The following is a 22,789-nucleotide window of genomic DNA, read 5'->3' as shown; positions in this document are numbered from 1 at the left end:
CCATCGGCCAAATCCTCGGCACCGTCACGTCAACCGAATGCCGAAATTACTTCACAGAGGCAGGCTATGCCCAACCTAAATTCATCCCGCTCTAGACTAGCGTGCACGTGGTGGGGACGGGCAATCGGGAGGGAGGCCAAACTGACGACGAGCCGGCGGCACAGAATACCAGGTTTGTGCGTTGGCTGGCGTCTGGGCCATCTTGTGAACCTGCATGATCCTAAGGAGATGATGGCCGAGCGCGTCACAATGCAGGCACGCGTCTGCTCGTCGCGCTCGCGCTAGCCGTTGCCCATAGCCCGCCGCAGAGGTTCTTCTCGCCCGGGGCGGCGTCGGTGCGGCGCCTCCAGCTTCATCAGCGGCCCGGCGGTAGCAAAGCCGCCACTCGCTTCGGCGCTGTTGAGGGCGCGCTCGCGAGCGGCTTTGCTACGCCCAGCCACCACCAGGAGCGAGCTCGCCCGATGATGGGGTGCACCGCGGTCGGGATACGATGCTGGAGGAAATCGTTCGCAGCCGGTCTTCACGAACTGCGAGGAGTGCTTGTCCTTGAATGCTGCCTCCTGGCCGTCTGCGGTGCCTGAGTGGTCCGCCGACACGCCCGAAAGTCAACGCCACTACCACAAGGCCGCCAAAAAGTCAGGTCTGGGAGCCAGCTTGCACGGTGGTCTCGTGTTCGGGGATGTCGTCGAAGGAGGCATAGTTGAGATAGTAGAGTTTGGAATACAGGCCGCCCATGGCTATTAGCTCATCGTGGTTGCCAGTCGCAACAACTTGGCCATTCTGAAGCACGATGATGCGGTCGGCCCCCCGGATCGTGGCGAGGCGGTGGGCGATGACGAGGCCAGTCCGCCCTTCAAGCAGCTTGATCAGAGCCTTCTGAATCTGCAATTCCGTGTAGCTGTCGATGTTGGCGGTAGCTTCGTCGAGCACGAGGATCTTGGCGTCAGCGACGAGGGCGCGGGCGAAACTGATAAGCTGGCGCTGGCCGAGAGATAAGTTGTCGCCGCGTTCGCCAAGTTGGGTCTCATACCCGTCGGCGAGGCTCATGACGAAGTCATGCGCGCCGACCGCCTTCGCCGCCTCGATCACCTTGTCGCGCGTGGCTTCCGTCTTCTGGTATCGAATGTTCTCGAAGACCGTCCCGGTGAACAGGAATGGCTCCTGCAGCACCATGGCGACCTGGCGGCCGAGCGATTCTTGGGTGAGGTCGCGCACATCATGCCCGCCGACCAGCACCTGACCCTGCTGAACATCATAGAAGCGGTGGACCAGGGCCATCGCACTCGATTTGCCAGAACCGCTCGGTCCGACCAGTGCGACCGTCTCGCCGGGGTTGACCCTGAAGGAGACATTTTTCAGAACCGAACGGTTAGGATCGTAGCCGAATGTGACGTCCCTAAACTCAACCGAGCCGTCCATTTCGGGCGAAAGTACCTCGGCATTGGGTTTGTCCTGAACATCGATCTTGACATCGAGCACATCGGTCAGGCGCTTGCCTGAGGCCATGGCGCGCTGCATGATCGAATATTGCAGGGTGAGTGAGCGGATCGGGTCAAAGAAGCGCTGGATGTAAAACAGGTAGGCTACCAACACGCCCACATCTATACGGCTATTCACGACCATCGAGCCGCCGACCACAATAACGGCGGCCAAGGCGAGGCCCGTGAGGCCATCGACGATAGGCACCATGACCAGTGCATATCTGGCAGCGATCAGTTGGGTCCTGAGGTTGGCATGGGCCCGGTCGTCGAAAAGAATGAAATTCACCTGCTGGCGATCCATCGACTGTATGGTCCGCACGCCGTGAATGGCTTCGGCCAGCGCGCCATTGACGACGGAATTGGTTTCGTGTGCAGCCATGAAGGCGTCGCGGGCACGCGGCAGCCAGACAATGCGGACGATCACCAGGATCGGCAGAACCGACAGCGTCAGGAGGCCGAGGCGAAAGTCGAGCCACAGCATTACGAAAACGATGCCGAAGAGAAGTGCAACATCGCCTAGGGAATATACCGAGGTTTCCAGGAACTCCTGTATGGAGTTAACGTCGCCTTGCAGCCGCGACATCAGGCGTCCGACCTCAGTCTTGTCCATGAAAGAGAGCGAAACCTTTTGCAGATGGCCAAACATGGCGCGGCGGATGTCGAACAGGACAGTTTCGGCAATTTTCCCATCCAAGGTTTCCTGCATGTAACCGGCGGCGAAATTGACCAAAATCGCCGAAAGGAACGCGCCGACGGCCGCAAGCTGGGCTGAGCGATCGCTCGCTGCCGGGTTCATGCCCTGGTCGATCGCGTAGCGGATGATCAAGGGGATGAGAAGCTGCGTCCCGGTGAAGATCAACATCGCGACAATCGTGACAACTACCTTTGCCCGATAGGGATGGACGAAGCCCCAGATCCGGCGGAGGATGCTCTTGTCGAAAGCCCGGCCGAACATCTCCTCCTCGATCCGGTGCGAGCCGACGACCGCGCGCGGAGGGCGTCTGCCGTCGTCACGTTCGGCTTCGAGTTCGCCGGGGCCCTGGTCCATCAGCGGGCGCCCCCATACTGGGTCATATGCTATCACCTGGGCGCGTCTGGAGATCGTAAAGGGCCCTGTAGCGTCCCCGCTTCGCCAGAAGCTCTTCATGCGTGCCGCGTTCTACGATTTCGCCGTTATCGACAAAAAGGATCTGATCGGCATGCATAAGCGCACTCAGCCGGTGCGCGATGATGATCGTCACCCGATCCTTGGCGAAGCGCCGCGTCGCCGCGCGAATGCGCTGCTCGGTGCCGGCATCGATCGCGGCCATCGAGTCGTCGAAAACGACGACAGAGGGGCGCAGCATCATGGTGCGAGCAATCGTGAGACGCTGGCGCTGGCCGCCAGAGAGAGAGACGCCGCGTTCGCCCACGACCGTCTCATACCCTGCTGGGAGCCCGAGGATGTAGTTGTGGAGCTGGGCAAATTCGCCAGCGCGTTCAATTCGCTGTCTCTTCGCCCAGGGGTCGCCATAAGCGATGTTGTTCTCAATCGTGGTGGTGAACAGGAACGCATCCTGCTGTACAACGGCAACCGCCTTGCGAAGGCTCTCGAGGGTGACATTGCGTATGTCCTGGCCGTCCAACGTGATGGCGCCACCGGTCACGTCGTAAAAGCGGGGGATCAGATGAGCCATCGTCGATTTGCCGGAACCCTGCGGACCGACGATCGCGATCGTCTCGCCTCTCCGGGCCTCAAAGCTGAGGTTCTTCAGAATGGCGCGGTTTTCGACATTGGGGTACGCAAATGAGACATTGTGGAAGCGCAGAGTGCCGTCGCTTATCTCAAGCGGTCTGGCCTCGAGAGCATCCCTGATCGTGATCTCCTGATCGAGGAGACCGAAAAGCCGCGAACCGCAGCTGGAAGCGCGGGCAAAGGCATTGACCATGAGGCCGATCTGGCGGACTGGCATTTGCAGGATGGTCATGAAGGTCAGGAAAGTCGCCATCGTTCCGACGCTGATCTCGCCAGCGATGAGCTTGTTGCCACCGATCCAAAGCACCAATCCCATTGCGAAAAAGAAGGACAAGGTCATCGCCGACGTGCTGGGTACGTAGATGTCAACGAGATCGTTGGCGAGGCCGAGCGCGGTCTTGGAAGCGCGGTCGAACTTCAGCATCTCATAGGATTGAGCCGCAAAAGCGCGGACCACGCGGATGCCTGCGAGATTTTCCTTCATCACGCGGCTTAGTACCGAAAGGCGCTCATAGAGGTCGAGCCAGGTGGCGCGCAACCTAAGCTGTGTGGTCGATGAGCGCCAGGCGACAAAAGGCACGAAGCTCAGCGCGACCAGGCCGAGCATGGGATCGATCGAGATCATCATGTAGGCGCCGATCCCGATCAGCATGGTGAGCAGGACCACGCGAACGAGCGCGGTGGAAAAATACATCCGCACGCCTTGGAGATCGAGCATTCCGATGGTGATCAGATCGCCTGAATGGACCCGGTCGTGAAAGGAAAAGCTGAGACGCTGGATCTTGTCGTAGTAGGCGAGCCGCAGTTCGTACGCGACATGATGCCCGACGGCTTCGGCAAAATAGTTCTGCGCCATCGTGAAAAGGCCGCGTAGCGCGCTGACGGCGAGCAGCAGGAGAGCCGGGGTCCAGAGCGCTTGTCCTGCCGCGCTCCCGGCGACACCGCCCCCGATGGCTGTCTGGGCCTGGTCGACAGCCCGGCCGAGAAGCTGGGGAATGAGCAACTGGAGGATTGCCGCCATGATCGTCGAGCCCATAGCGAAGGCGACCTGCCAGGGATGCCGAAAATTCATACGCGTTATGCGCAACAGCGTACTCAAATCCCGGCCCCAGCGCGCCGCTTCAACATGGGTCAACGAATTCAGAGCGTCCGTTGCGCTGCCGACAGCATCACTGTTCACGGGTGTATTCCCGACTGCATTTTGCGCCTTCGAGGAAAGCCGAAGGACGCATCATCAAAGGCGACCGCCATTTTAATCCTGTCCACAACCTGCAGCCTTGCCCGTTCCCAGAAGCCGAGCCGCCGCTTGACTAAGTGGCATGTCGATCACCGTGATTCCGCTTGCCGCAAGGAAACGCGCTTCGTTTCTGGTCAGGGTTTCCGCGTCCATTACGGTGCAATAGGGACCGCGGGAGCGCTTCATGATCTGTCTGGCGTAGGTGCGCAGCATTTGATCGTTGAAGCGGCAGCCAACGAAGAAAAATCCACGGGTGATGCGCCGTTCCTTCACCACGTCAGGGATAGGTGTCTGGATATCAATTTCGGTCAGGACTTCGACATAGTCGGAATCTGCGACGAGAAAGTTTTGCGAGGGCCTACTACTCCCGTGAGGTGCATAGAGGACCGTCTTTGCCCCCGATCGGGCGTCGAGCTCCCTCCCGGACAAATCGTAGGTTTTTGTCCAAATGTTGCCGATTTCGTTCGCCCGCGTGACGCCTTGTATCTCAACGACGTCCGTTCGGCCGGTCTCCACGAGAGCCGTGCGCATCGCGCTGTCATACCAGCTGTCGATGATGAGGGAGAGCGGCAGCCTTGCGAGCCAGGCGTGGAGGAGGGTTGGCCTCACCGGCGCTGCGAATATCTCGGTCATCCAAGCTTGAAGCGTCCGGCGATGCCGGCGCTGTTCGATGAACTGCGCAACCGACCACATATTGGTGCGGATCCTGGAAGGGGCGGGCGCCCGTGCATTGAGTGCCGCGGCAACGACCTCCGGAGTATGCGGCACAGGCGGTTCCGCACAGTTGAACCCAAGAAGACCCGGACCGAGATAGGGGATCACCTCATCGGCGGCGAGCGCTGCCTTCGCCAGGTCAAGCAGCTTATCGGCAAAACTGTCCCGCACTATGACAAGGTGGCCCGATGTCAGGATCGTATTCATGCTCGTTTCCTCGCGACGCACTTAGCGGCAGCATCAGTCCTCTTCGGAAACCTTCCTTGCCTCGACAGTGATCGGCAGACGCGTATCCCGTGGGAGATCGGGTAAGACGAGCCGCCACCCGTTCCGGAGCGTGATAGTTCCGCCCCACAACTCTTCCTTCTCGAGCTTGATGATCGGCTCTTCGAGGTCTTTTTTGGGGACATACGCCGACAAGCCAGCATCGGTCCTGCGGATCATGACTTTCATCTGGCCGTCCCTTCATTGGAATTGCTTTCAGCACTGCAGGACTCGGCTTTCTCGAGGCTCATCAGTTCACGCGCTCGCATGCCGACGACGGTGCCACGGTCGATCCACTCGACCGCATAGATGAAGAACTGCTGGAGAAAGGTGCCGATGTCGCGCACATATCCCTCGTCGCCCTTGCGCACGAGATTTTCGCCGATCTCCCTGCCAGGATAGGTGCCGTCATTCTTTATGTGGCGAGTGGCACGTACCCGCTCTCCCGGCATGAATCGTGGAGGCCTGCGGATTTCGATCTCCTCTTCGCGTCCGAGCGACATGTCCGTTCCCTGATTTCTCTTGCGGCTGCAGGTTGTGAACAAGGCGTTGCAGGCGTCCTGCGTAGGCAGCCCCGCCCATGTCGGCAGCCCATGTGGTCACGCAGGAACGCAGGTCTTCGGCACCGGACATACCGAGGCACATTGCTGCGCATCGAAGACCCCCTCGCATTCGGTGCACTTCTGTGACTCGATCACGTAGCTCTCGCCTTTGAACTTGATCGCGCCGGAAGGACATTCGAATTCGCAGGCGCCGCATTGGGTGCATTGGGATGCGATGATCTTGAAAGCCATTTTAACTCCTGGTCCGAATGGATGAGACAGCTCAGGCCGTCGCCGCGAGTGCGGGGGCCCCTGACGTGGCGGTGTAAATCGCGCTGATTGCCGTCTCGATATAGTCATGGGCAAAAGCATCGGTCGCTTGGATTCCAGCCTCCGCGAGCTGATCCTGCGGGCAAGTTCCAATCCTGGCGCACAGCACGGTATCTATGCCTTGAAGGGCTGCGATGATGCCATCGAGGGCGGCTTCCTTGCCCAAGCCGCCGAGGCAATACTTCTCCACCTTCCGATGCCCGACAAAGCTGATCCCCCTCGGCGAGGCTTGATAAACCTGGAATTCCTTCGCATGGCCGAAATGTTCGTTGACGCGGCCGCCGCCCTTGGTCGCCACCGCGAAGAGGACGGATTTGCCGGGCCTCGCTGCCTTGACCAATCCGATCGCTTCACTTCTGGCCGCCACGTGATCACGGCGCTCCTGGGCGACCAGCTCCCGATAGGCCTTGCGCTTGCTGGCATCGTAGTTGACCTCGCCGGGAATCCGGTCGGCCGTGAATTCCTGGCCACGATCCTCTCCAAGCATGCCGACGGCATCTGCCCGGCACTGCCGGCAGTGGCGCATCAACTGGGCGCCGCCTTCGACACGATCCTGAAGAGCTTTCATCTCCATTGCGTTTGGGCCGCGCTGCCCGCTCAGTCCGTAATGCGTGCCGTGTGCCGGGTCCGAAATCAGCGGCATGAGGTTGTGCAGGAACGCGCCTCGCTCCTTGACCCATCTATTCACCTCGATCAGATGCTCATCGTTCACGCCCGGGATCACCACCGAGTTGATTTTGGTGAGGATGCCGCGCGCGGTCAGCATCTCCAGGCCCAACATCTGCCGCTCATGCAGGATCCGGGCGGCTTCGATGCCGACGTAGCGGCGATGGTCGTAAAAGATCCAAGGATAGATCTTTGCACCAATATCAGGGTCGACCATGTTGATGGTGATCGTCACGTGATCGACGTTCATGTCGGCAAGCTCATCGACACGGTCCGGCAGCGCCAGCCCATTCGTGGAAATGCAAAACTTGATGTCTGGGATTTCCCTGGCGACCCGCGTGAACGTTGCCTTCGTCTTCTTCCAGTCGTAACAGGCATCGCCCGGTCCGGCGATGCCGAGCACGGAAAGCTGCGGCACCTCGTTGGCGACCGCGATCACCTTGCGTAGCGCCTGGTCGGGCTTCAGCTTTTCAGAGGCCACCCCAGGCCGGCTTTCGTTGGCGCAGTCATATTTGCGATTGCAGTAGTTGCACTGGATGTTGCAGCCCGGCGCGACCGCGACGTGCATGCGCGCGAAATAGTGATGCGCCTCTTCTGAAAAGCAGGGGTGATCCTTGATCTTCTCCCAGACAGCCGGATCCGTGTCGTCGGACTTTGTCGACGAGCCGCAGGATGACGCGCAGCCACCGGGTTTCATGGTGCCAAGCAACTGGTCACCGAATGTCGTGCTGAGGCTCTCAAGCGAAATTGCCGGTGCAGACATGAACGGCTCCGTTGCTGCGTGATGTCGCAGTTCAAAGCGCAAGAGCTATGCCAGCTCAAAGAGCTGTTTCGGTTCACGAATAGGCTTGTCGTGTCAGATTCCTTCGGATTGCTCCGACACACCTTTGTCGGGCTTACGACAGTGGACACGCAAATAGGGTCGCGAGGCTACCAGCCTTGGGCGCGCAAAGTGTGAACGAGACCACTCCGGGCTGCTTACGGTTGACGTCATCACGACGTCTAGAATTTCTTCACCACGATACCATGCCGGCGCAGGGCGTAGCCGACTTGCCGCGGCGTGAGGCCGAGGATACGAGCCGCCCTGGCCTGAACCCAACCGGCCTTGTCCATCGCGTCGATCACCCGGTCGCGTTCCGCCAGACGCGGGGGACAAGTGGGATCGTTCGGATCGCCGGCCGTAAACGGAGATATCTTGGCTGCGGAGGCACCGATGCAACTGGCCGGCAGCCGCAATCCGACCTGCACTGCGTTGACCCGTGCGAGATCGTCGATGGCATTGCCGCCATTCGAGCGGTCGGCTCGCTTCCGGAGGAGCCAGGAAAGGCACTGGCCCTTCTTACAGGCGAAATCGGATGGAGTGATCGTCCTTGAGCGCGCAAGTGTGGCCGTCCTTTGGACGCAGTTCTCCAGCTCGCGGACGTTACCAGGGAAGTAACATTGCGAGATCAGGTCAAGCGCCGGCGCCGCGAAGGCTAGTGCGCGATCGTTCTCCTTGTTGAACCGGTTGAGGAAGGCGTTCGCAAGGCGTGGAATATCGCCGGTTCGCTCTCTGAGCGGAGGCAGGATAATTGGCACGACATTGATGCGGTAATAAAGGTCGGCCCTGAACTCCCCTTTTATGACGGCCGTCTCGAGGTCCTTGTTGGTGGCGCATATGAGGCGCACGTCGACCTGTAGCGTTTTGGTGCCGCCGACTCGCTCCAACTCGCCTTCCTGCAAGACACGCAACAGCTTGGCTTGAAAGGCCGGCGAAATCTCGCCGATTTCATCAAGTAGCAGCGTTCCCTCATTTGCCAATTCAAAACGACCGGCGCGCTGGGAGATAGCACCCGTGAAAGCGCCCTTTTCATGCCCAAACAGTTCTGACTCCAGAACACTTTCAGACAGTGCGGCGCAGTTCAATTTGACGAAAGACTTCTTCCTCCGACGTGAGAGCTTATGGATGGCCTGCGCAAAGAATTCCTTGCCGGTGCCGCTTTCACCCCGCAGAAGCACGGTGGAATTGGTCCCTGCTACGACCGAGACGGTTTCGAGCACCTGCTTGGGTGCGGGGCTTTCCCCGATGATCCCGTCGATTTTGGCATCCGCATTCCGGGCAGGGTCGTAGGTCCTCCCCTCGTTGGGCGATTTCTCCGGTCCCGATTGCTCATGGCCACACCGCTGACGATCTGTACTCAGGGCGCGATGGAGGCGGATGGTCCGGCCGACAAGGTTGGCGACCATCGTCAGGAAATAAATGTCCTCGTCGTCGCGAAAGTCGGTGGCGCCGTCTCCGGCGCGGTCGATCGACAATGTCCCAAGGATATCATGATCAGCCTTTAGCGGGATACCGACAAAGGCAATTGGGATGGTTCCGATGCTCGAAGACGTTTGAAGGTCAGCCTGAAATAGTTGGGACTTGCGCACGTCCGGTATGAAGAGCGGCGTCCCCGTAGCGACGATTTGATCTGTTACGGCCTGTGGTATGACGCGGCGAGTGCCTGATTGACGTACGTGGGTATTGCCGGCAGTCGCGGCAATCTCCAGCTCTCCTTCAGCGTCCAGGACGACGATTGCTCCTTGACGCATCTGCAGAAATGAAGGCAGGACGTTCACGACATTGGCGAGCGTAATCTCCAGCTCGCTGGGGGCGGTCAGCACCTTCGATATCTCGTAGAGTCCTCTGAGCGCGATATCTGATTGGGGCATGCTTTTGATGGGCGGTTCAGGGCGGGTCTCCCGAGGTCCAACCTCGTCGACCCGATCTTGCGGTCCGTGGGTCATGGAAACACCTCAGGGGTTGTCGTCCAGAGTGCTCCTCCTTTTTTATCTGAATTCTGAAAGCACAGTATTCACGAGCTTCTCTTCGTCAAAGCGACGATCGAAGCAAAGAAAATAGACTTGGCGTTGGGCGAGACCTAAACTGTATCAAGATCAACCCTTTTAATACGTGCGTGCGTCGGTCATCCGAATTTGAAGAGGACTCCGAAACCGCCGCGTGGATAGTTCCACTCGATCTCGCCACTGGTCTCACACAAAATCCGGCAGGTGCCGCACTCCATGCAGCCGTCAGCAGTGATCTCCACTTGACCTTTGTCGTTCAACTCATAACATTTCGCCGGGCAGACGTGGGTAAGCGCGAGCAAGTTCGCGCTTGGCCTCTCGTGCGGTCGCACTTTGATATGCGGGCGGCCGGAATCCACCAAGTAGCGGTTCTGGTAAAGCTTGTCCTCGACACGTGACTTTGTCACTGCGATCGTCATTTCGTCTCCCTTCAGCGCCACGCCAATGCAAGGCGGACCGCGTCGCTGACCAGCCCCCAACGCGAGCGCGCCTTGATGAAGGCCGCCGTGGTCGCCTTTTCCTTCTCGATCTTCGGCGTGCCGTCGACACGCATGAAGTTCTGCGCGGCTTGCGACATCAACCGCGGATAAGTTGTGAAGTAATTGCAGGAATTGGTGTGGAGCAAGGCCGGCATATCTTTGTATTTCTTTAGGTCCTTGACCACGAAGGACTTGTCCAGCATGGCTTTGTAAAGAGCGAGATTTCGTTTGGTCATAGGAGCGTTGCGGCTGTTGACCTCGATGATTGCCTCAGCCGCGATGCGGCCGGAGGTCATGGCGAGGTTCGAACCCTCGCGGTGAATGGCGTTGTTCAGTTGCGCGGCATCGCCGACCACGACCCAACCATCGCCAAACAGCTGCGGAATAGCCTTGTAGCCGCCTTCGGGAATGAGGTGTGCGGAATATTCTTTCACTTCCGAGCCGGCGATCAGCGGCCGGATCGAAGGATGGCTCTTTAAGGCATCAAGGAGAACGTAGGGGCTCTCGACCATCGCGGCAAAATCGGAGACGAGGCAGCCAATGCCCAGTGAGATCGACTCCTTGTTGGTGTAGAGGAAGCCGAGCCCGGCCATGCTGCGGGAGGTCGTGCCCACCGCCTCGATCACGCAGCCTTCATCGCCCTTGACGCCGAACCGCTGCTCAATGACCTCTTCGGGCAGGAAATGCATTTCCTTAACGGCGAGGGCCACGGTTTGTGGCTTCGGCATCTGGCGCAGGCCGGCTCGCGTGCCAAGCAGTCCGCAGACACCTTCTGCGAGAACGACCACGTTCGCGTAGATGGCTCCGCCGGCCCGATCTGTGCGGACGCCGACCACCCTGTCCTTGGCGTCACGGATGAGCTCCGTCACGGTCGTCTCGCACAGAACCGTCGCGCCGGCCTCGCGCACCTTACGCGAAAACCATTTGTCGAACTGGGCACGGATGATTGTGTATCGGTTGGGCTTGGCCTCATTGAAGTCGTCCGACCGATAGTGAATCCCGGTATGGGATGTGTCGTCCATCACCCAAAGCCGCTGTTCAACCAAATGCCGCTCGAGAGGCGCATCGTCCCTGAAATCCGGGATGATCTTCTCCAGCATGTTCGCGTACATGATGGCACCTTGGACATTCTTGGAGCCCGGATATTCACCGCGCTCCAACTGCAGCACCTTTAGGCCATGGCTGGCCATGGTGTAAGCAGCTGCGTTTCCGGACATGCCTGCCCCAACAACAATGGCGTCGAAGTTTTCCTCGATCATGTCCGTCCCTTAGCTCGCAAGCTTATCGCGACTGTGGGGCGACAGCCGCCGGGTGAAGGCTTCCGTCAGTGCGGGCAGGAAGCGGATCGCGTCGGTGACGATTCCGAGGTGAGCGAAATCGAAAATCGGCGCGTTCGGGTCGGTGTTGATGGCCACGATGAGATCCGCCCCCTCGACGCCAACCCGATGCTGGACGGCGCCGGAAATCCCGGCCGCTATGTAAAGCTTCGGCCGGATGGTCTTGCCAGTCTGGCCGATCTGCCGATCAGCTGGCATCCAGCTCTTCTGGACCAACGGGCGCGAACAGCCATGCTCGCCGCCGATTGCTCGCGCGAGGTTCTTCACAAGCTGCAGGTTCTCCGCCGCGCCAAGACCAAGGCCTCCCGCAACCACGACGTCGGCATAGGCAAGGTTTGCCTTTGCCGACTGATTGTCCGGCAGGAAGCCGAGGACTTTGGTAGCGATCTCGTCCTCGGCAAGCGAGAGCTTGTGCCGGATGACACGCCCGACCGGTTTATCCGTCCGCTGCGGCATGGGCATGACCCTTGGCCGCACTGTCGCCATCTGAGGGCGGAAATTGAGCGTATAGATCGTGCACAACAAGGAACCGCCGAAAGTCGGACGCGTGGCGGCGAGCGAACTGTCGGTATCCACATCGAGTTCGGTGCAGTCGGCCGTGAGCCCTGTCTGCAAGGTCGTCGCCACGGAGCCGGCAAGATCCCTGCCGAGTGTGGTGGCACCGAGAAGAAGGATTTCGGGTTTGTGGGTATCGACCAGATCCGTCATCGCCTTGGTGAAAGGCTCGTTCCGATAGTCGGCGAGCAGGGGCGCCTCGGCGATGTAGACAAGGTCAGCACCATAGGCGAATGCTTCGGCAACGGCGTTCCCGACGGCCTCTCCCGGCGGTCCGAGCACGACGCCTGCAAGCTGGACCTGAAGCTTGTCTGCTAATTTGCGGCCTTCGCCGAGCAGCTCGAATGATACGGGGTGGACCTGGCCGCGTTCGAGCTCGATGAAGACCCAGACGTGCCGGTAGTCCTTGAAATGGGCGGGCAGCTCCTTCTTTATGCCGGCGCGGCCGGCGGCAGGGCGAGGGGTTTCTCGGTTCGCGGTCGACATCGTTTTGCTCCTTGCCGTCACGCGCCGCCGTTGAAGGCGAGCTCATGTTCCAGCGCCGGCTGGCGGGTGAAGATTGCGGTGATGAGTTCGTCAGCGACATCGCGCAAGGCCTTCTCGGCGGTGTCGATTAGTGCCGCCTTTTCAGCTCGAGCAGGAGGGGCGAAAACACGCTTGACGACCGTCGGTGAGCCGCGCAGGCCGCATTTGGTGAGATCCTCGATGCCGGCGTCGGCCGCGCTCCATTTCAAGACCTGGTTGCGCGCGGCGCACAAGGCGTCGTGGATCGAGCCCCGGCGGATCTCGTTTGTGCCTTCCAGCATGGTGATGAGGCAAGGCAGCCTGCTCTTCAGCATCTGTGTGCCGCCTTCGGAGCGGCGCTCGACCTTGATCTCGCCTGCAGCAAGGTCAATAGAGGGGATCTTCGCGACATAGGTCAGTTGCAGGAGTCCGAGGCGCTTGGCGATGCCGGGCCCGACCTGGGCGGTGTCGCCATCGATCGTCTGCTTGCCGGTGAAGACGAGGTCTGGCGTGCCGAACGTCTCGCCGACCTTCGCGATTGCCTGGGAAAGGGCGAACGAGGTCGCCAGCGTGTCGGAGCCGGCAAAATAGCGGTCGGTCAAGAGCACCGCTCGGTCGGCGCCGTAGCCGAGCGCCTTGCGCAGCGCGTCCTCTGCCATGGGCGGACCCATGGTGAGCACAGTGACTTCGCCGCCATAGGCATCGCGCAGTCTGAGCGCTTCTTCGAGGGCGAACAGGTCGTAAGGGTTGATGATGGTCGGAACACCCTGGCGCATGATTGTGTTCGTCACCGGATGGACCCTTATCTGTGCCGAGTCCGGCACCTGCTTGATGCAGATTACGATGTGCATTGGCGGTTTCTCTAGGCTCCTGTCCGGTTGCGGGCATTGCGGTTATCTCCTTGATCCGCATAATTCGTGCCAAGTCTCTTGCGCTGCCCCCTTTCCTACAACTTCGGCTGGTTGCTTCTGACGGCGCTGTGGTGATGACCGGATTTGTCGGCTGCTCGACATTGTCGCGTCGCAACCCTTGTCGCCGCTCATTCCCGTCCGAACCGCTTCAGTACCGAGTCGAACGGGACAAAGGTGTGACCCGGCGCGGCAGGTTTGTTCGGATCGTGGTCTTTGAGCACCTTGAAGACCCGATGCGTGAGCGGCGAGGAAATCGCAAAGTCCTCGTAAGCGCGTTCGAGCGTCGCGCGCACCCTCGCGGCAATCACCTGGTCGGGCAGACCGGAGAAATCTTCTTCGGCAAGGTATTGGCCCACGCGCTTCATTATATGGAGCCGCGAGACATTCAGCACCTTCGGGTCATAGGAGACGCGCAGGACTGAGAAGAACTCCTCCGCGGCCGACAGGCGCTTCAGTCGTGCGAGGATGTCTGTGACATCGATGGGGCGGCTGTCAGCGGAACAATTCATTGCATTCTCCCTGGTCGCAAAACTGTGGCCTCTGCACGCGCGCGCGCGGCTGACCTGGACCCGCACAGCTCGAACAGGGACGCCTCGCTGCACATTTTATCGTAGAGCTCGACCAGTTGAGTTGCAGTGACCGTCGATTTGGTCTCGGCCGCCTCGCGCCGGACGCGGGCCACCATCGCGGCTGCCAGATCCGGGTCGAGATCGCGACCGCTTTCGCTCAGCACATGAGCAATCGCAGAGGCGCCGGAATGCTTGCCGATGACGATCCGCCGGCAACGGCCCACGAGAGCCGGATCAAGCCCCTGATAAGTACGCGAGTCCTTCAGCAGCCCTGCGACGTGAATGCCGGATTCGTGGGTGAAAACATCGGCGCCGACGACCGGCTTAGTGGCCGCGGTCTGCCGGCGGGCGGCCCAGGCCACCTGGGCGGCGAGGCTGGGCAATGCGGTCAGCTCGATGCCGGTATCTGCGCCGCCGAAGACCGCCATCGCGGCGGCCACCTCTTCCAGCGCGGCATTGCCCGCACGCTCGCCGAGCCCCAGGACGGTGACGGAGGCATGGCGCGCGCCTGCGCGGATCGCGGCTAGCGTGTTGGCGCCAGCAAGTCCGAGATCGTTGTGCGCATGAAATTCAAGGTCGATTGGAGACTGCGCCACGAGCTGGGCGACAAGTTCAAAGGTTGAAAACGGGTCGAGAACACCGACTGTGTCGGCTAGCCTGACGCGGCTTGCGCCGGCGCGTGCGGCCGTCTCGATGACGCGGGCGAGATGATCCCGATTGGCCCGCGAGGCATCCTCGCACCCCACCGCGACGAAGAAGCCGGCGGCGGCGGCGCGCCTGACCATATCATCGATGACCTGGAGCGCTCCCGCCTTGTCGAGGCCGAGCTTGGCGGCAAGTTGGATGTCCGACGCAGGCAGCGACAAATTGACCGCTTGGACCCCGCTCTTGATCGCTGCATCGAGATCCAACGACGTCATCCGGCACCAGGCCATGAGCCGAACCGGAAGACGCCGCGCGACCACGGCGCGAATTGTTTCGATCTCGTCGACGCCCATGACCGGCGTGCCGATCTCGATCTCTGTCACGCCGGCCGCCGCAAGAGACTCAGCGATCTCCAGCTTTTCCGTCGTGGTAAAGGCGACGCCCGGCGCCTGCTCGCCATCGCGCAAGGTCGTATCGTTGAGGGAGACATGACGGGTCATGACCGGTAGCCTGTTCTTCTGCCGCTCACGCATAGACCGGATTACCCGGCCCAGAACCGGAAAAGCTGCGCAGCTTCCCCACAATTCCCGGCATGACCTCGAGCACCCGGTCGATATCCTCTTCGCTGTTGTCCCGCGCCAAGGAGAAGCGGACTGCCGCGTGCGGCGTTTTCATCGCGCTTAGGACATGGCTTGGTTCCAGAGAGCCGGAGGTGCAGGCCGAGCCAGAGGAACACGCGATGCCAATGCGGCTGAGGAGAAGTGGAATTCCATCACTGTCCACATGTTCGAAGGAGATGTTTGCGGTGTTGGGCAATCGTTGCAGGGGATCACCAGTGACACAGGTGCTTGGGATGCGCTGGAGGATCCCGCCCTCCAGGCGATCGCGGAGCGACTTTACCCGTGTGGTCTCGTCGTCCATGAATTTCAAGGCGAGTTCGGCCGCCGTGCCGAGCCCGGCTATACCGGGCGTATTCTCGGTGCCAGCACGCCGGTTGTGTTCTTGGTGACCCCCCTTGATCAGCGAATGGAAGTTGACTCCGCGTTTTACGAAAAGGGCACCGATCCCTTTCGGCCCGTGCAGCTTGTGGCCGGAGAGCGACAGCATGTCGATTGCGGTCGACTTCAGGTCCATCGGAAGCTTGCCCACCGCCTGCACAGCATCGGTATGGAATAGGGCGCCCGCTTCCTTGGCCAACTCGGAAAGCCTGGCCACGGGGAAGATCACACCGGTCTCGTTGTTCGCCCACATTATTGACACGATTGCCACCTGTGGGGTGAGGGCGGCCATATAGGCGTCGAGGTCGAGCCGGCCACGGCAATCCACCGGGATCCTGTGCACCTTGACGCGGCGGGTCTTCTCAAGATGCGCGCAGAGCGTCAGCACGGCGGGATGCTCGACCGCGGACGTCACGATCTCGGTTCGGTTGGGCGCCGCCTCGAGCGCTGAAAGGAGCGCTGCATTGTCGCTTTCTGTCCCACCCGAGGTGAAGGTGATCTCATCCTCGAACTCCGCGCCGATCAGCGCTTGCAACTGTCTCCGCGCCTTTGTCACCGCCGCACTGACTGAGGCGCCAAGAGCGTGCGCCGACGAAGGGTTGGCGAATTGATCCCTAAAGAACGGCAACATCGCTTGCACGACCTCAGGATCGACCCGTGTGGTTGCGTTGTTGTCGAGGTAGACAGGCTTCATAGGTGCGATCCTCAGTTAAACAGAATGACGCGAGCGCTAGACCGACTCGTTGAGCCTCTGCTCATGCCGTTGATGATAATGGGCCTGAACTGGCAGCGCGCGCAGACGCCCGGAGTGTTTGACGCAGACCGGATCTCCGTCGAGATGGACATGTTCGCAGTGGCCGCCGTCAGCCGTAAGGACGCCCGAACGCGATAACGTTATCGATGAGCCGAATTTGGCACAGCAGCGCGATCTGTCCGTAAGCAGCTCGGGTGACACCAGGACCCGAGCTGTTTCGGGAGGCGGCGTTCTTTGCACCTTACCGGAAGCGAATGGCGGTCCCGAGATCCGTTTTCCTTGGTCTTTAGGACGGGGACATCTGTCGTGCCGGCCATATAAGTCTCCTCTGCCGCAAAATGTGTCCGACGGCCGCATAGGCGCTTCGGGCGTTTAACTGAAGGACTTGCCGCAGCCGCACTTCTCGCGCGCATTGGGGTTATCGAAGACAAAGCCGGAAGATTCGAGCCCGGTGAGGAAGTCAACGGTCATGCCGGCGACATGGGGTTGGGAACCCGCGTCCACGAACAGCTTGATCCCATTTGTGCCAGTGATCGCGTCGCCCTCGCGCGACACGCTCTCCAGGCCCATTAAGTATTTGAAGCCGGCGCAGCCGCCGGCCTCGACCATGATGCGAAAACCTTCCGCCGGCTCGCTGGCGCGGGAAAGAGCAGTCTTGAAGGCGGCAACAGCGTTGTCGGTGAGCGTAATCATGGCTCCATTCTCCTCAGTCCGGGATCTGCTTGCGCATCACGTCGCATGCACGCATCACGTCGCATGCACCGTGCCAAAGCGAAAAAAACGTTTCAACACAGCGCGGCATCTCTGACACTGCCGTGCTTCTTGTGAGTGCATTGCTGCGAAGCTGTCGGCCAACCGACACGTACTGTCGGGTTTGTCGGGTCTGCCACGAGGGATGTTGGGCCTGAGTTCTTGGTTGAACTCACATCACCAAATACAGAACTTCTTCTGAGCTTGCTTCGGCGCAATTGGCACGGTTTTTGAGGCTCCGTTTGGCGGGGCGGCAAGAGCATGCCGATCCACAATCATGCCGTGGGTGCCCTCGCGATGGATGGGGCGAAGCAAGGGAGCAACATGTCAGGACCGGGTCAGATACGCCTCGCTTGGCAAAGCAGCGCCGCCCGTGGCATCCGAATGCCCGCTTGGCCGATTGCGACAACACCCACACTCGCTCACCGTCGACCGGCTCGATGGGATGCCATTGGCATGTGCCTGCTCGCCGGTTTTCGCGCGGGTGCGACGCCGTGCGCACGCTGTCCAGCGACACCTTGTTCATGGGCCAGCAGCAGATCAGGATCGAGCATTTCGGCGCGCCTTATCGGCTGAAGATTCCCGGGCAGGGCAGATGATCCTCACACGTCGTATAAACAGGGGTAAGCATGGACCAACGCGAGAAACCGTCGCCCGACGAAATCCGGCGGGCGTGCAAAGACAATCTGAAAATCCGGGAGCATGATCTCGCCGCTCGATTGGGCATTTCGGAAGCCGAATTGGTCGCGGCGCATTGTGGTCACGGCGCGGTGCGCATCGAGCCGCGCGTCGATGATCTGCTGACCGGCCTCGAAGCGGTCGGCGAGGTGATGGCGGTCACCAGCAACGAAAGTGCCGTGCACCAAAAGATCGGTGTCTACGGCAAAGTGGTCACCGGTAACCAGCATGCCATATTGCTCGGCGACGAGATCGACCTGCGCATCTTCCCGAAAGCGTGGGCGTATGGCTTCGCCGTCGAGAAGCGTGAGGGAGCCGAGATCCGCCGCAGCCTGCAATTCTTTGATGCCACCGGCGAGGCGATGCACAAAGCTCATCTCACGCCCGCCTCGAACCTGCAGGCCTATCAGGATCTGACGGCAGAGCTTGTATCCTCCGACCAGGAGCCGATCATATCGCTCGAGGCGAGCGGGGCGCGCGATAACGCAGTGAGTCCAGACCACGCCACCACGGTCAACGACCTACGCGAGCACTGGGGCCGGCTAAGCGACGTGCATCAGTTCTACCATATGTTGAAGACACTGAAGCTCAGCCGCTGCCAGGCGATGCGTATGGCCGACGAGGATGACGCCTGGCTGCTCGACAATGATGCCGTTGGCGCCCTGTTCCAACAGGCGGCCGAAGACGAGATGCCGATCATGTGCTTTGTCGGCAATCGTGGTTGCATTCAGATCCATTCCGGCCCGATCAGGTCGGTCAAGCAGATCGGGCCGCGGATCAATGTGCTCGAAGAGACCTTCCATCTGCATCTTAGGACCCATCGCATCCGCGAGGTCTGGGCCGTGCGCAAGCCGACGAGGGATGGTCACGTTACGTCCATTGAAGCCTATGGCGCGGACGGCAAGATGATCATCCAGTTCTTCGGCACGCGCAAGGAAGGCGAACGCGAGGGCAGCGACTGGCGGTTTCTGGCCGAGAGTCTGCCACGCGTTCCCGGTCCGACCTCCAGGGGTGTGTTGACTGCCGACAGGTCCTCGGATTGAACCGGCCGCCATAGGACTCGGCACCACGTTCCGACAGCGGCTCGCGAGCAAATTTAGGTCCATGAGCGGAAAGGACTGCCGTCGTAGCGCATGCGCATGGTCAGGTGATGCACGCCGGAATGGACCGCATCTATACAGTCAAGCTGGTCGCCGGCCGGACCGGTGCGCACGAGTGCATCGCCGTCTTGACCTAAAAGCCTTGCAGCGCCTGCGATAAAACGCATACGCCATCAGCGCCGAACCGAAGCGCGGCTTGACCTTTTTGATATTTCCGATCATCTCGCGCAACCGCCGTCGGGTCTTCTCGGACCGCACCCGATCCTTGCGCTGGATCGCGTCGTTGCTCAATCCGGGCCGTGCGAGCGATCTACTCGCTCGTCGACCGGCAGGCTGTGCAGCAACAGCCAAGCCGAACAGCCCGATGTCGCGGGCTCGACAAAACCGACCACGGATGTCGATTGTCGGACGTTGTCATAAGAATGATGGACAGGTGATCATCAGCGGCGGGCCCAGCGCAGGCTGGCATTGCTTGGTGCAGCGCCATGGGTACCCCTATCCGGCACGCGACTTGCTTCGACAATTTGATCAGCAGGGCAGAGGTGATTGACCAGTCTCTCAACCCTAACGGGGATAAGCGGCGGCTTTGCTTCATGACCGGAGCGCGGCGGAGATGCCCCTTCTGATCGACTTCACAACCCATCTCATCCGCGCTGGTGCAGGTGGGCTGTATCAGGCGACAGAATCTAGAAGGCGCCCGACAAGAGACGTGCCCATGCTGGAATCGACTTTATGAACAGCGGTGCAATCTCAATCGAGCCATGAACGCCAATGTAGAGAAAACAAAATGGCGACTAACCCCGTTCCAGATCATGTCCCGCCCGAAATGGTGAGGGACTTCAGCCTGTTTACATCGCCAGGGATGCCACCAACGCCCAACGGGGATCCACACGCAGCTGTCGCTTGCGTACATGACGGGCCTCCGATCTTTTACTCCCGCTACAACACGCAAGATGGCCGGGGTACCTGGGTCATCACCCGTGCCGCGGACCAGCGGAAGGTGCTGCAGGACGCAGAGACTTTTTCCAGCCATCGCAGCATCTTCTCCTCCATACTGGGTGAAAACTGGCCGACGATCCCGCTTGAGCTTGATCCACCGGCCCATAGCGTCTTTCGCTCACTGCTCAATCCGCTGCTTTCGCCAAAGCGGGTGTTGGCTTTGGAACCGGCTGTCCGCGAACGGGCGGTCGAGCTGATCGAAAGGATCGCCGCGTCGGGCACAAGCTGCGACGTGATGAAGGATTTTGCCTTTCCTTTCGCGGTGAGCGCCTTTCTTCGCTTTCTGGGGTTGCCTGATGACCGACTCGATACATTCGTCGGCTGGGGGAAAGATCTGCTCCACGGCGACGATAAGGAACGACCTGTGGCTGCCCGGACGATCCTGGCATTCATCGACGAACTTGCAGCCATGCGCCGCGATGAGGCGGTTGACGATTTCATGACCTTTATCGTGCAGGCACAGGTCGAGGGCCGCCGGCTGACGGACACCCAAGTCCGCGGCATCGGCGTGCTTGTCTTCGTCGCTGGGCTCGACACGGTCGCAGCATCTATAGGCTTTGACTTGGCGTACCTCGCACGCAACCTTAAAGATCAGCAATTGCTGCGGAGCGAACCGGACCGCATCCCGCTCGCAACCGAAGAATTGCTGCGGGCCTATCCGCCCATTCAGTTGATCCGCGTGGCCACGAAAGATATCGACTTCGAAGGCGCGCCGATCCGGAAGGGGGACTATGTTTCCTGCGCCACGATGATTGCCAATCGTGACCCGGCGGAATTCGAATGCCCCAACACGATTGATTTGGAGCGGGAGGACAACCGCCACGCAGCGTTTGGCTATGGTCCCCACCGTTGCCTTGGCTCACACCTTGCCCGGCGGGAGATTGTCATTGGCCTGGAGGAGTGGCTGGCGCGCATCGCGGCTTTCAGGATCAAGCAGGGTACGGCACCGATAACTTCTGGCGGCCATGTGTTCGGGATCGAAAATTTGATCCTGGACTGGTCTTAGGCCCGCCCCGAGCCGGGGCACAGACAATGGAGGCAGCGCCATGCGCATCATCGTCCAAAAGGCCAAATGCCAGGGTCACGCGCGATGCGCGGCGCAAGCGCCGGACATCTTCAAGCTTGATGACGAGGGCTACATCCTGCCCGGTGACATTGAAGTTGCGGAAGGGGAGGAGCTGCCTGCATCGCGAGGCGCGCGATCCTGTCCTGAACGTGCGCTGGAACTCACTCTCTGACGCTCTGAATCAGACGTCATTCAACCGTGAGTCTGGCGGGCTTGAATGGGGCCGACCATGTGGCCGCACTCAGCACGCGCCGTTTGTCCTGCACGGTCCACGTCCAACTCTGCGGGGGCATTTCCGGCGCCAGTGTTCCCCGTGAGGCGCAAATGGGCAGGGCAGGGGTTCGCGAACACCTCTTCCAATCACAGAATTTGCGTCAGAGCCGATGGACCAGACGAGAATTGCCGAACTACTCGACACGAGGCGACCCGGAGTGCCATACCGAAGAAATGCCCGACCCATGTTGCGGCAGGCCGGGTCTCTGCATGATTTGATAGGACGAAAGCAGGAGAACGCACCATATTTGCCCAACATTATGCCCGGCTCAGCACCGGCCAATGGCCGCACATTGAGCTGGAGAGGAGGTTCGACCAGCATGTGCTTGCCTGTGTGCTTTCACGTGCGCTCGAGGAGATCCAAGCCGGCGAGGCGACGGCGACGGAGGCAACCGGACTTTCGCGCGCCGAGTTGCGCTATGTCCTGGTCCGCTGTTTCCCTGCTTTTCCTATCAACGCGTTTGCCTTGAAAGAGGTGAGCGAGCCCGAGCCGGATCCGGAGGAAGAACTTCTGCATGGACTGCTGCTGGCGCATGCCCGACCTGGCGACCCGACGAGCGCCCGCTTCGCCAGGATCATCGCCCGGCGTGCCATGCACAATGACCACCTCTGGCAGGACCTTGGCCTTTTTGATCGAACCGACCTCGGCCGCCTGCTCGCCTCGCATTTTCCGACGCTGGCGGCCGGCAACACCCAAAACATGAAATGGAAAAAATACTTTTACCGCAAGCTCTGCGAGGCCGAAGGTTTTTCGCTGTGCAGCGCTCCCAGTTGCCGGGAATGCAATGATTTCGAAAGCTGCTTCGGCCCGGAGGAAGGCGAAAGCCGCCTCACACGGATCAAGAACGGCTTCGCCCCGGATTGAGAGCCGCTTCGTCGGTCGTACAGCGCCAGCGCTCGCGCCGCCTCCTAGGTTACTTGTCGAATGTCGACGGGCCTTCGAGAGTTGAATGCTGTACCTGCTGTCCGATTGCTCGCGATGCTCGCTTCGGCGGGCGCTGTCATCATGGCGGTGCAGGATGCGACCCGCACCATCGCCGCCGAGCAACTGGTGTTCTCCGGGCCGTTGCTGCTTGCCTGCCTCGCGGTTGCGGCGCCTGGGCGGCCGCGGTTCACCGACGTCATTGTTCGCGCTGGTGCACAGTTTCGCCTCGCTCACCCATTGGGGCGACCAGATTGTCTCCGGCGTGGCCATCAATTTCGTTGCTGCCGGCTCCGCCATCATTCTCGGCCAGGTCCCGGCAGGGCGCGCGCTGGGGTTCCTGGAAGCTTTTCGAACTTTCTAGAGCGGGATGAAATGAGACTGAATCGGCTTGGGATTCCCTTAGGCGTGCAAATCTGATTCAACCTTCATGCTGGGCAAGGAGGTCAGCATG

At 60.4% G+C, this 22,789-nt stretch carries 21 protein-coding genes and 1 pseudogene; 6 read left to right on the top strand and 16 right to left on the bottom strand.

The window, feature by feature from the left end:
- Nucleotides 1-636 precede the first annotated feature (636 nt).
- The 16 genes from NKI38_RS31055 to NKI38_RS30980 form a co-directional block, all read right to left on the bottom strand.
- Nucleotides 637-2,529, bottom strand: coding sequence for an ABC transporter ATP-binding protein (locus tag NKI38_RS31055; protein ID WP_023736290.1), 1,893 nt, complete (start codon nucleotides 2,527-2,529; stop codon nucleotides 637-639).
- A gap of 22 nt (nucleotides 2,530-2,551) precedes the next feature.
- The gene (locus NKI38_RS31050) at nucleotides 2,552-4,396 is read right to left on the bottom strand and encodes an ABC transporter ATP-binding protein (protein ID WP_352664368.1); all 1,845 of its coding nucleotides are present in this window, start codon (nucleotides 4,394-4,396) and stop codon (nucleotides 2,552-2,554) included.
- A gap of 72 nt (nucleotides 4,397-4,468) precedes the next feature.
- Nucleotides 4,469-5,374, bottom strand: coding sequence for an SIR2 family NAD-dependent protein deacylase (locus tag NKI38_RS31045; RefSeq protein WP_031213722.1), 906 nt, complete (start codon nucleotides 5,372-5,374; stop codon nucleotides 4,469-4,471).
- A 33-nt stretch (nucleotides 5,375-5,407) separates the two neighbouring features.
- Complete coding sequence (nifT, locus tag NKI38_RS31040) at nucleotides 5,408-5,620, bottom strand: putative nitrogen fixation protein NifT (RefSeq protein ID WP_023813715.1); 213 nt, start codon at nucleotides 5,618-5,620, stop codon at nucleotides 5,408-5,410.
- Complete coding sequence (locus tag NKI38_RS31035) at nucleotides 5,617-5,934, bottom strand: nitrogen fixation protein NifZ (protein WP_023736294.1); 318 nt, start codon at nucleotides 5,932-5,934, stop codon at nucleotides 5,617-5,619. Before NKI38_RS31035 ends, nifT begins: the two co-directional genes overlap by 4 nt.
- 96 nt (nucleotides 5,935-6,030) lie before the next feature.
- Nucleotides 6,031-6,225 (bottom strand): 4Fe-4S dicluster domain-containing protein, encoded by a 195-nt coding sequence (locus NKI38_RS31030; RefSeq protein ID WP_023672218.1) that lies wholly within the window; start codon nucleotides 6,223-6,225, stop codon nucleotides 6,031-6,033.
- Between the two features lie 31 nt (nucleotides 6,226-6,256).
- A complete protein-coding gene (gene nifB / locus NKI38_RS31025; protein WP_352664365.1) occupies nucleotides 6,257-7,732 on the bottom strand; it encodes a nitrogenase cofactor biosynthesis protein NifB in 1,476 nt (491 codons plus the stop codon).
- A 239-nt stretch (nucleotides 7,733-7,971) separates the two neighbouring features.
- A complete protein-coding gene (nifA, locus tag NKI38_RS31020; protein WP_502899408.1) occupies nucleotides 7,972-9,735 on the bottom strand; it encodes a nif-specific transcriptional activator NifA in 1,764 nt (587 codons plus the stop codon).
- Nucleotides 9,736-9,914: 179 nt separating this feature from the next.
- The gene (locus NKI38_RS31015; RefSeq protein ID WP_023678245.1) at nucleotides 9,915-10,214 is read right to left on the bottom strand and encodes a ferredoxin family protein; all 300 of its coding nucleotides are present in this window, start codon (nucleotides 10,212-10,214) and stop codon (nucleotides 9,915-9,917) included.
- Nucleotides 10,215-10,225: 11 nt separating this feature from the next.
- Complete coding sequence (locus NKI38_RS31010; RefSeq protein ID WP_023813709.1) at nucleotides 10,226-11,533, bottom strand: FAD-binding protein; 1,308 nt, start codon at nucleotides 11,531-11,533, stop codon at nucleotides 10,226-10,228.
- A 9-nt stretch (nucleotides 11,534-11,542) separates the two neighbouring features.
- Nucleotides 11,543-12,652: an electron transfer flavoprotein subunit alpha/FixB family protein gene (locus NKI38_RS31005; protein WP_352664362.1), complete on the bottom strand. Its 1,110-nt coding sequence runs from the start codon at nucleotides 12,650-12,652 to the stop codon at nucleotides 11,543-11,545.
- A 17-nt stretch (nucleotides 12,653-12,669) separates the two neighbouring features.
- Nucleotides 12,670-13,521, bottom strand: coding sequence for an electron transfer flavoprotein subunit beta/FixA family protein (locus NKI38_RS31000; protein WP_352664361.1), 852 nt, complete (start codon nucleotides 13,519-13,521; stop codon nucleotides 12,670-12,672).
- A 188-nt stretch (nucleotides 13,522-13,709) separates the two neighbouring features.
- Complete coding sequence (nifW, locus tag NKI38_RS30995; protein ID WP_352664360.1) at nucleotides 13,710-14,090, bottom strand: nitrogenase stabilizing/protective protein NifW; 381 nt, start codon at nucleotides 14,088-14,090, stop codon at nucleotides 13,710-13,712.
- Nucleotides 14,087-15,295 (bottom strand): homocitrate synthase, encoded by a 1,209-nt coding sequence (gene nifV / locus NKI38_RS30990; protein ID WP_352664358.1) that lies wholly within the window; start codon nucleotides 15,293-15,295, stop codon nucleotides 14,087-14,089. The genes nifW and nifV overlap by 4 nt, the downstream gene beginning before the upstream one ends.
- A 25-nt stretch (nucleotides 15,296-15,320) precedes the next feature.
- Entirely contained in the window at nucleotides 15,321-16,487 is a 1,167-nt protein-coding gene (gene nifS, locus NKI38_RS30985; RefSeq protein ID WP_352664356.1) for a cysteine desulfurase NifS, read from the bottom strand.
- A gap of 432 nt (nucleotides 16,488-16,919) precedes the next feature.
- The gene (locus NKI38_RS30980; RefSeq protein ID WP_023766895.1) at nucleotides 16,920-17,240 is read right to left on the bottom strand and encodes a HesB/IscA family protein; all 321 of its coding nucleotides are present in this window, start codon (nucleotides 17,238-17,240) and stop codon (nucleotides 16,920-16,922) included.
- 551 nt (nucleotides 17,241-17,791) lie between these two features.
- Between NKI38_RS30980 and hemP the strand changes: the two genes are divergently transcribed.
- The 6 genes and pseudogenes from hemP to NKI38_RS30950 form a co-directional block, all read left to right on the top strand.
- Nucleotides 17,792-17,896, top strand: a complete 105-nt coding sequence (hemP, locus tag NKI38_RS30975) for a hemin uptake protein HemP (RefSeq protein ID WP_023685012.1) — start codon at nucleotides 17,792-17,794, stop codon at nucleotides 17,894-17,896.
- Nucleotides 17,897-17,926: 30 nt separating this feature from the next.
- The gene (locus NKI38_RS30970; RefSeq protein WP_352664354.1) at nucleotides 17,927-19,018 is read left to right on the top strand and encodes a hemin-degrading factor; all 1,092 of its coding nucleotides are present in this window, start codon (nucleotides 17,927-17,929) and stop codon (nucleotides 19,016-19,018) included.
- Nucleotides 19,019-19,862: 844 nt separating this feature from the next.
- Complete coding sequence (locus NKI38_RS30965) at nucleotides 19,863-21,080, top strand: cytochrome P450 (protein ID WP_352664353.1); 1,218 nt, start codon at nucleotides 19,863-19,865, stop codon at nucleotides 21,078-21,080.
- Nucleotides 21,081-21,120: 40 nt separating this feature from the next.
- Nucleotides 21,121-21,312: a ferredoxin gene (locus NKI38_RS30960; protein ID WP_023736308.1), complete on the top strand. Its 192-nt coding sequence runs from the start codon at nucleotides 21,121-21,123 to the stop codon at nucleotides 21,310-21,312.
- A gap of 345 nt (nucleotides 21,313-21,657) precedes the next feature.
- On the top strand, nucleotides 21,658-22,278 hold the full coding sequence (locus NKI38_RS30955) for a nitrogen fixation protein NifQ (protein WP_352664370.1): 621 nt from the start codon (nucleotides 21,658-21,660) through the stop codon (nucleotides 22,276-22,278).
- Nucleotides 22,279-22,540: 262 nt separating this feature from the next.
- Nucleotides 22,541-22,648 (top strand): annotated as a pseudogene (locus NKI38_RS30950) (ABC transporter permease); the annotation flags it as partial.
- Nucleotides 22,649-22,789: the final 141 nt, after the last annotated feature.

Source organism: Mesorhizobium sp. M0621, assembly GCF_040320745.1.
Classification (GTDB): domain Bacteria; phylum Pseudomonadota; class Alphaproteobacteria; order Rhizobiales; family Rhizobiaceae; genus Mesorhizobium.
This window is presented reverse-complemented; position numbering and strand designations above follow the sequence as displayed.

Coding starts and splice junctions, on each gene's coding strand:
- NKI38_RS31055 (WP_023736290.1), bottom strand. CDS start 2,529: ATGGACCAGGGCCCCGGCGAACTCGAAGCCGAACGTGACGACGGCAGA.
- NKI38_RS31045 (WP_031213722.1), bottom strand. CDS start 5,374: ATGAATACGATCCTGACATCGGGCCACCTTGTCATAGTGCGGGACAGT.
- nifT (WP_023813715.1), bottom strand. CDS start 5,620: ATGAAAGTCATGATCCGCAGGACCGATGCTGGCTTGTCGGCGTATGTC.
- NKI38_RS31035 (WP_023736294.1), bottom strand. CDS start 5,934: ATGTCGCTCGGACGCGAAGAGGAGATCGAAATCCGCAGGCCTCCACGA.
- NKI38_RS31030 (WP_023672218.1), bottom strand. CDS start 6,225: ATGGCTTTCAAGATCATCGCATCCCAATGCACCCAATGCGGCGCCTGC.
- nifB (WP_352664365.1), bottom strand. CDS start 7,732: ATGTCTGCACCGGCAATTTCGCTTGAGAGCCTCAGCACGACATTCGGT.
- nifA (WP_502899408.1), bottom strand. CDS start 9,735: ATGACCCACGGACCGCAAGATCGGGTCGACGAGGTTGGACCTCGGGAG.
- NKI38_RS31015 (WP_023678245.1), bottom strand. CDS start 10,214: ATGACGATCGCAGTGACAAAGTCACGTGTCGAGGACAAGCTTTACCAG.
- NKI38_RS31010 (WP_023813709.1), bottom strand. CDS start 11,533: ATGATCGAGGAAAACTTCGACGCCATTGTTGTTGGGGCAGGCATGTCC.
- NKI38_RS31005 (WP_352664362.1), bottom strand. CDS start 12,652: ATGTCGACCGCGAACCGAGAAACCCCTCGCCCTGCCGCCGGCCGCGCC.
- NKI38_RS31000 (WP_352664361.1), bottom strand. CDS start 13,521: ATGCACATCGTAATCTGCATCAAGCAGGTGCCGGACTCGGCACAGATA.
- nifW (WP_352664360.1), bottom strand. CDS start 14,090: ATGAATTGTTCCGCTGACAGCCGCCCCATCGATGTCACAGACATCCTC.
- nifV (WP_352664358.1), bottom strand. CDS start 15,295: ATGACCCGTCATGTCTCCCTCAACGATACGACCTTGCGCGATGGCGAG.
- nifS (WP_352664356.1), bottom strand. CDS start 16,487: ATGAAGCCTGTCTACCTCGACAACAACGCAACCACACGGGTCGATCCT.
- NKI38_RS30980 (WP_023766895.1), bottom strand. CDS start 17,240: ATGATTACGCTCACCGACAACGCTGTTGCCGCCTTCAAGACTGCTCTT.
- NKI38_RS30970 (WP_352664354.1), top strand. CDS start 17,927: ATGGACCAACGCGAGAAACCGTCGCCCGACGAAATCCGGCGGGCGTGC.
- NKI38_RS30965 (WP_352664353.1), top strand. CDS start 19,863: ATGGCGACTAACCCCGTTCCAGATCATGTCCCGCCCGAAATGGTGAGG.
- NKI38_RS30960 (WP_023736308.1), top strand. CDS start 21,121: ATGCGCATCATCGTCCAAAAGGCCAAATGCCAGGGTCACGCGCGATGC.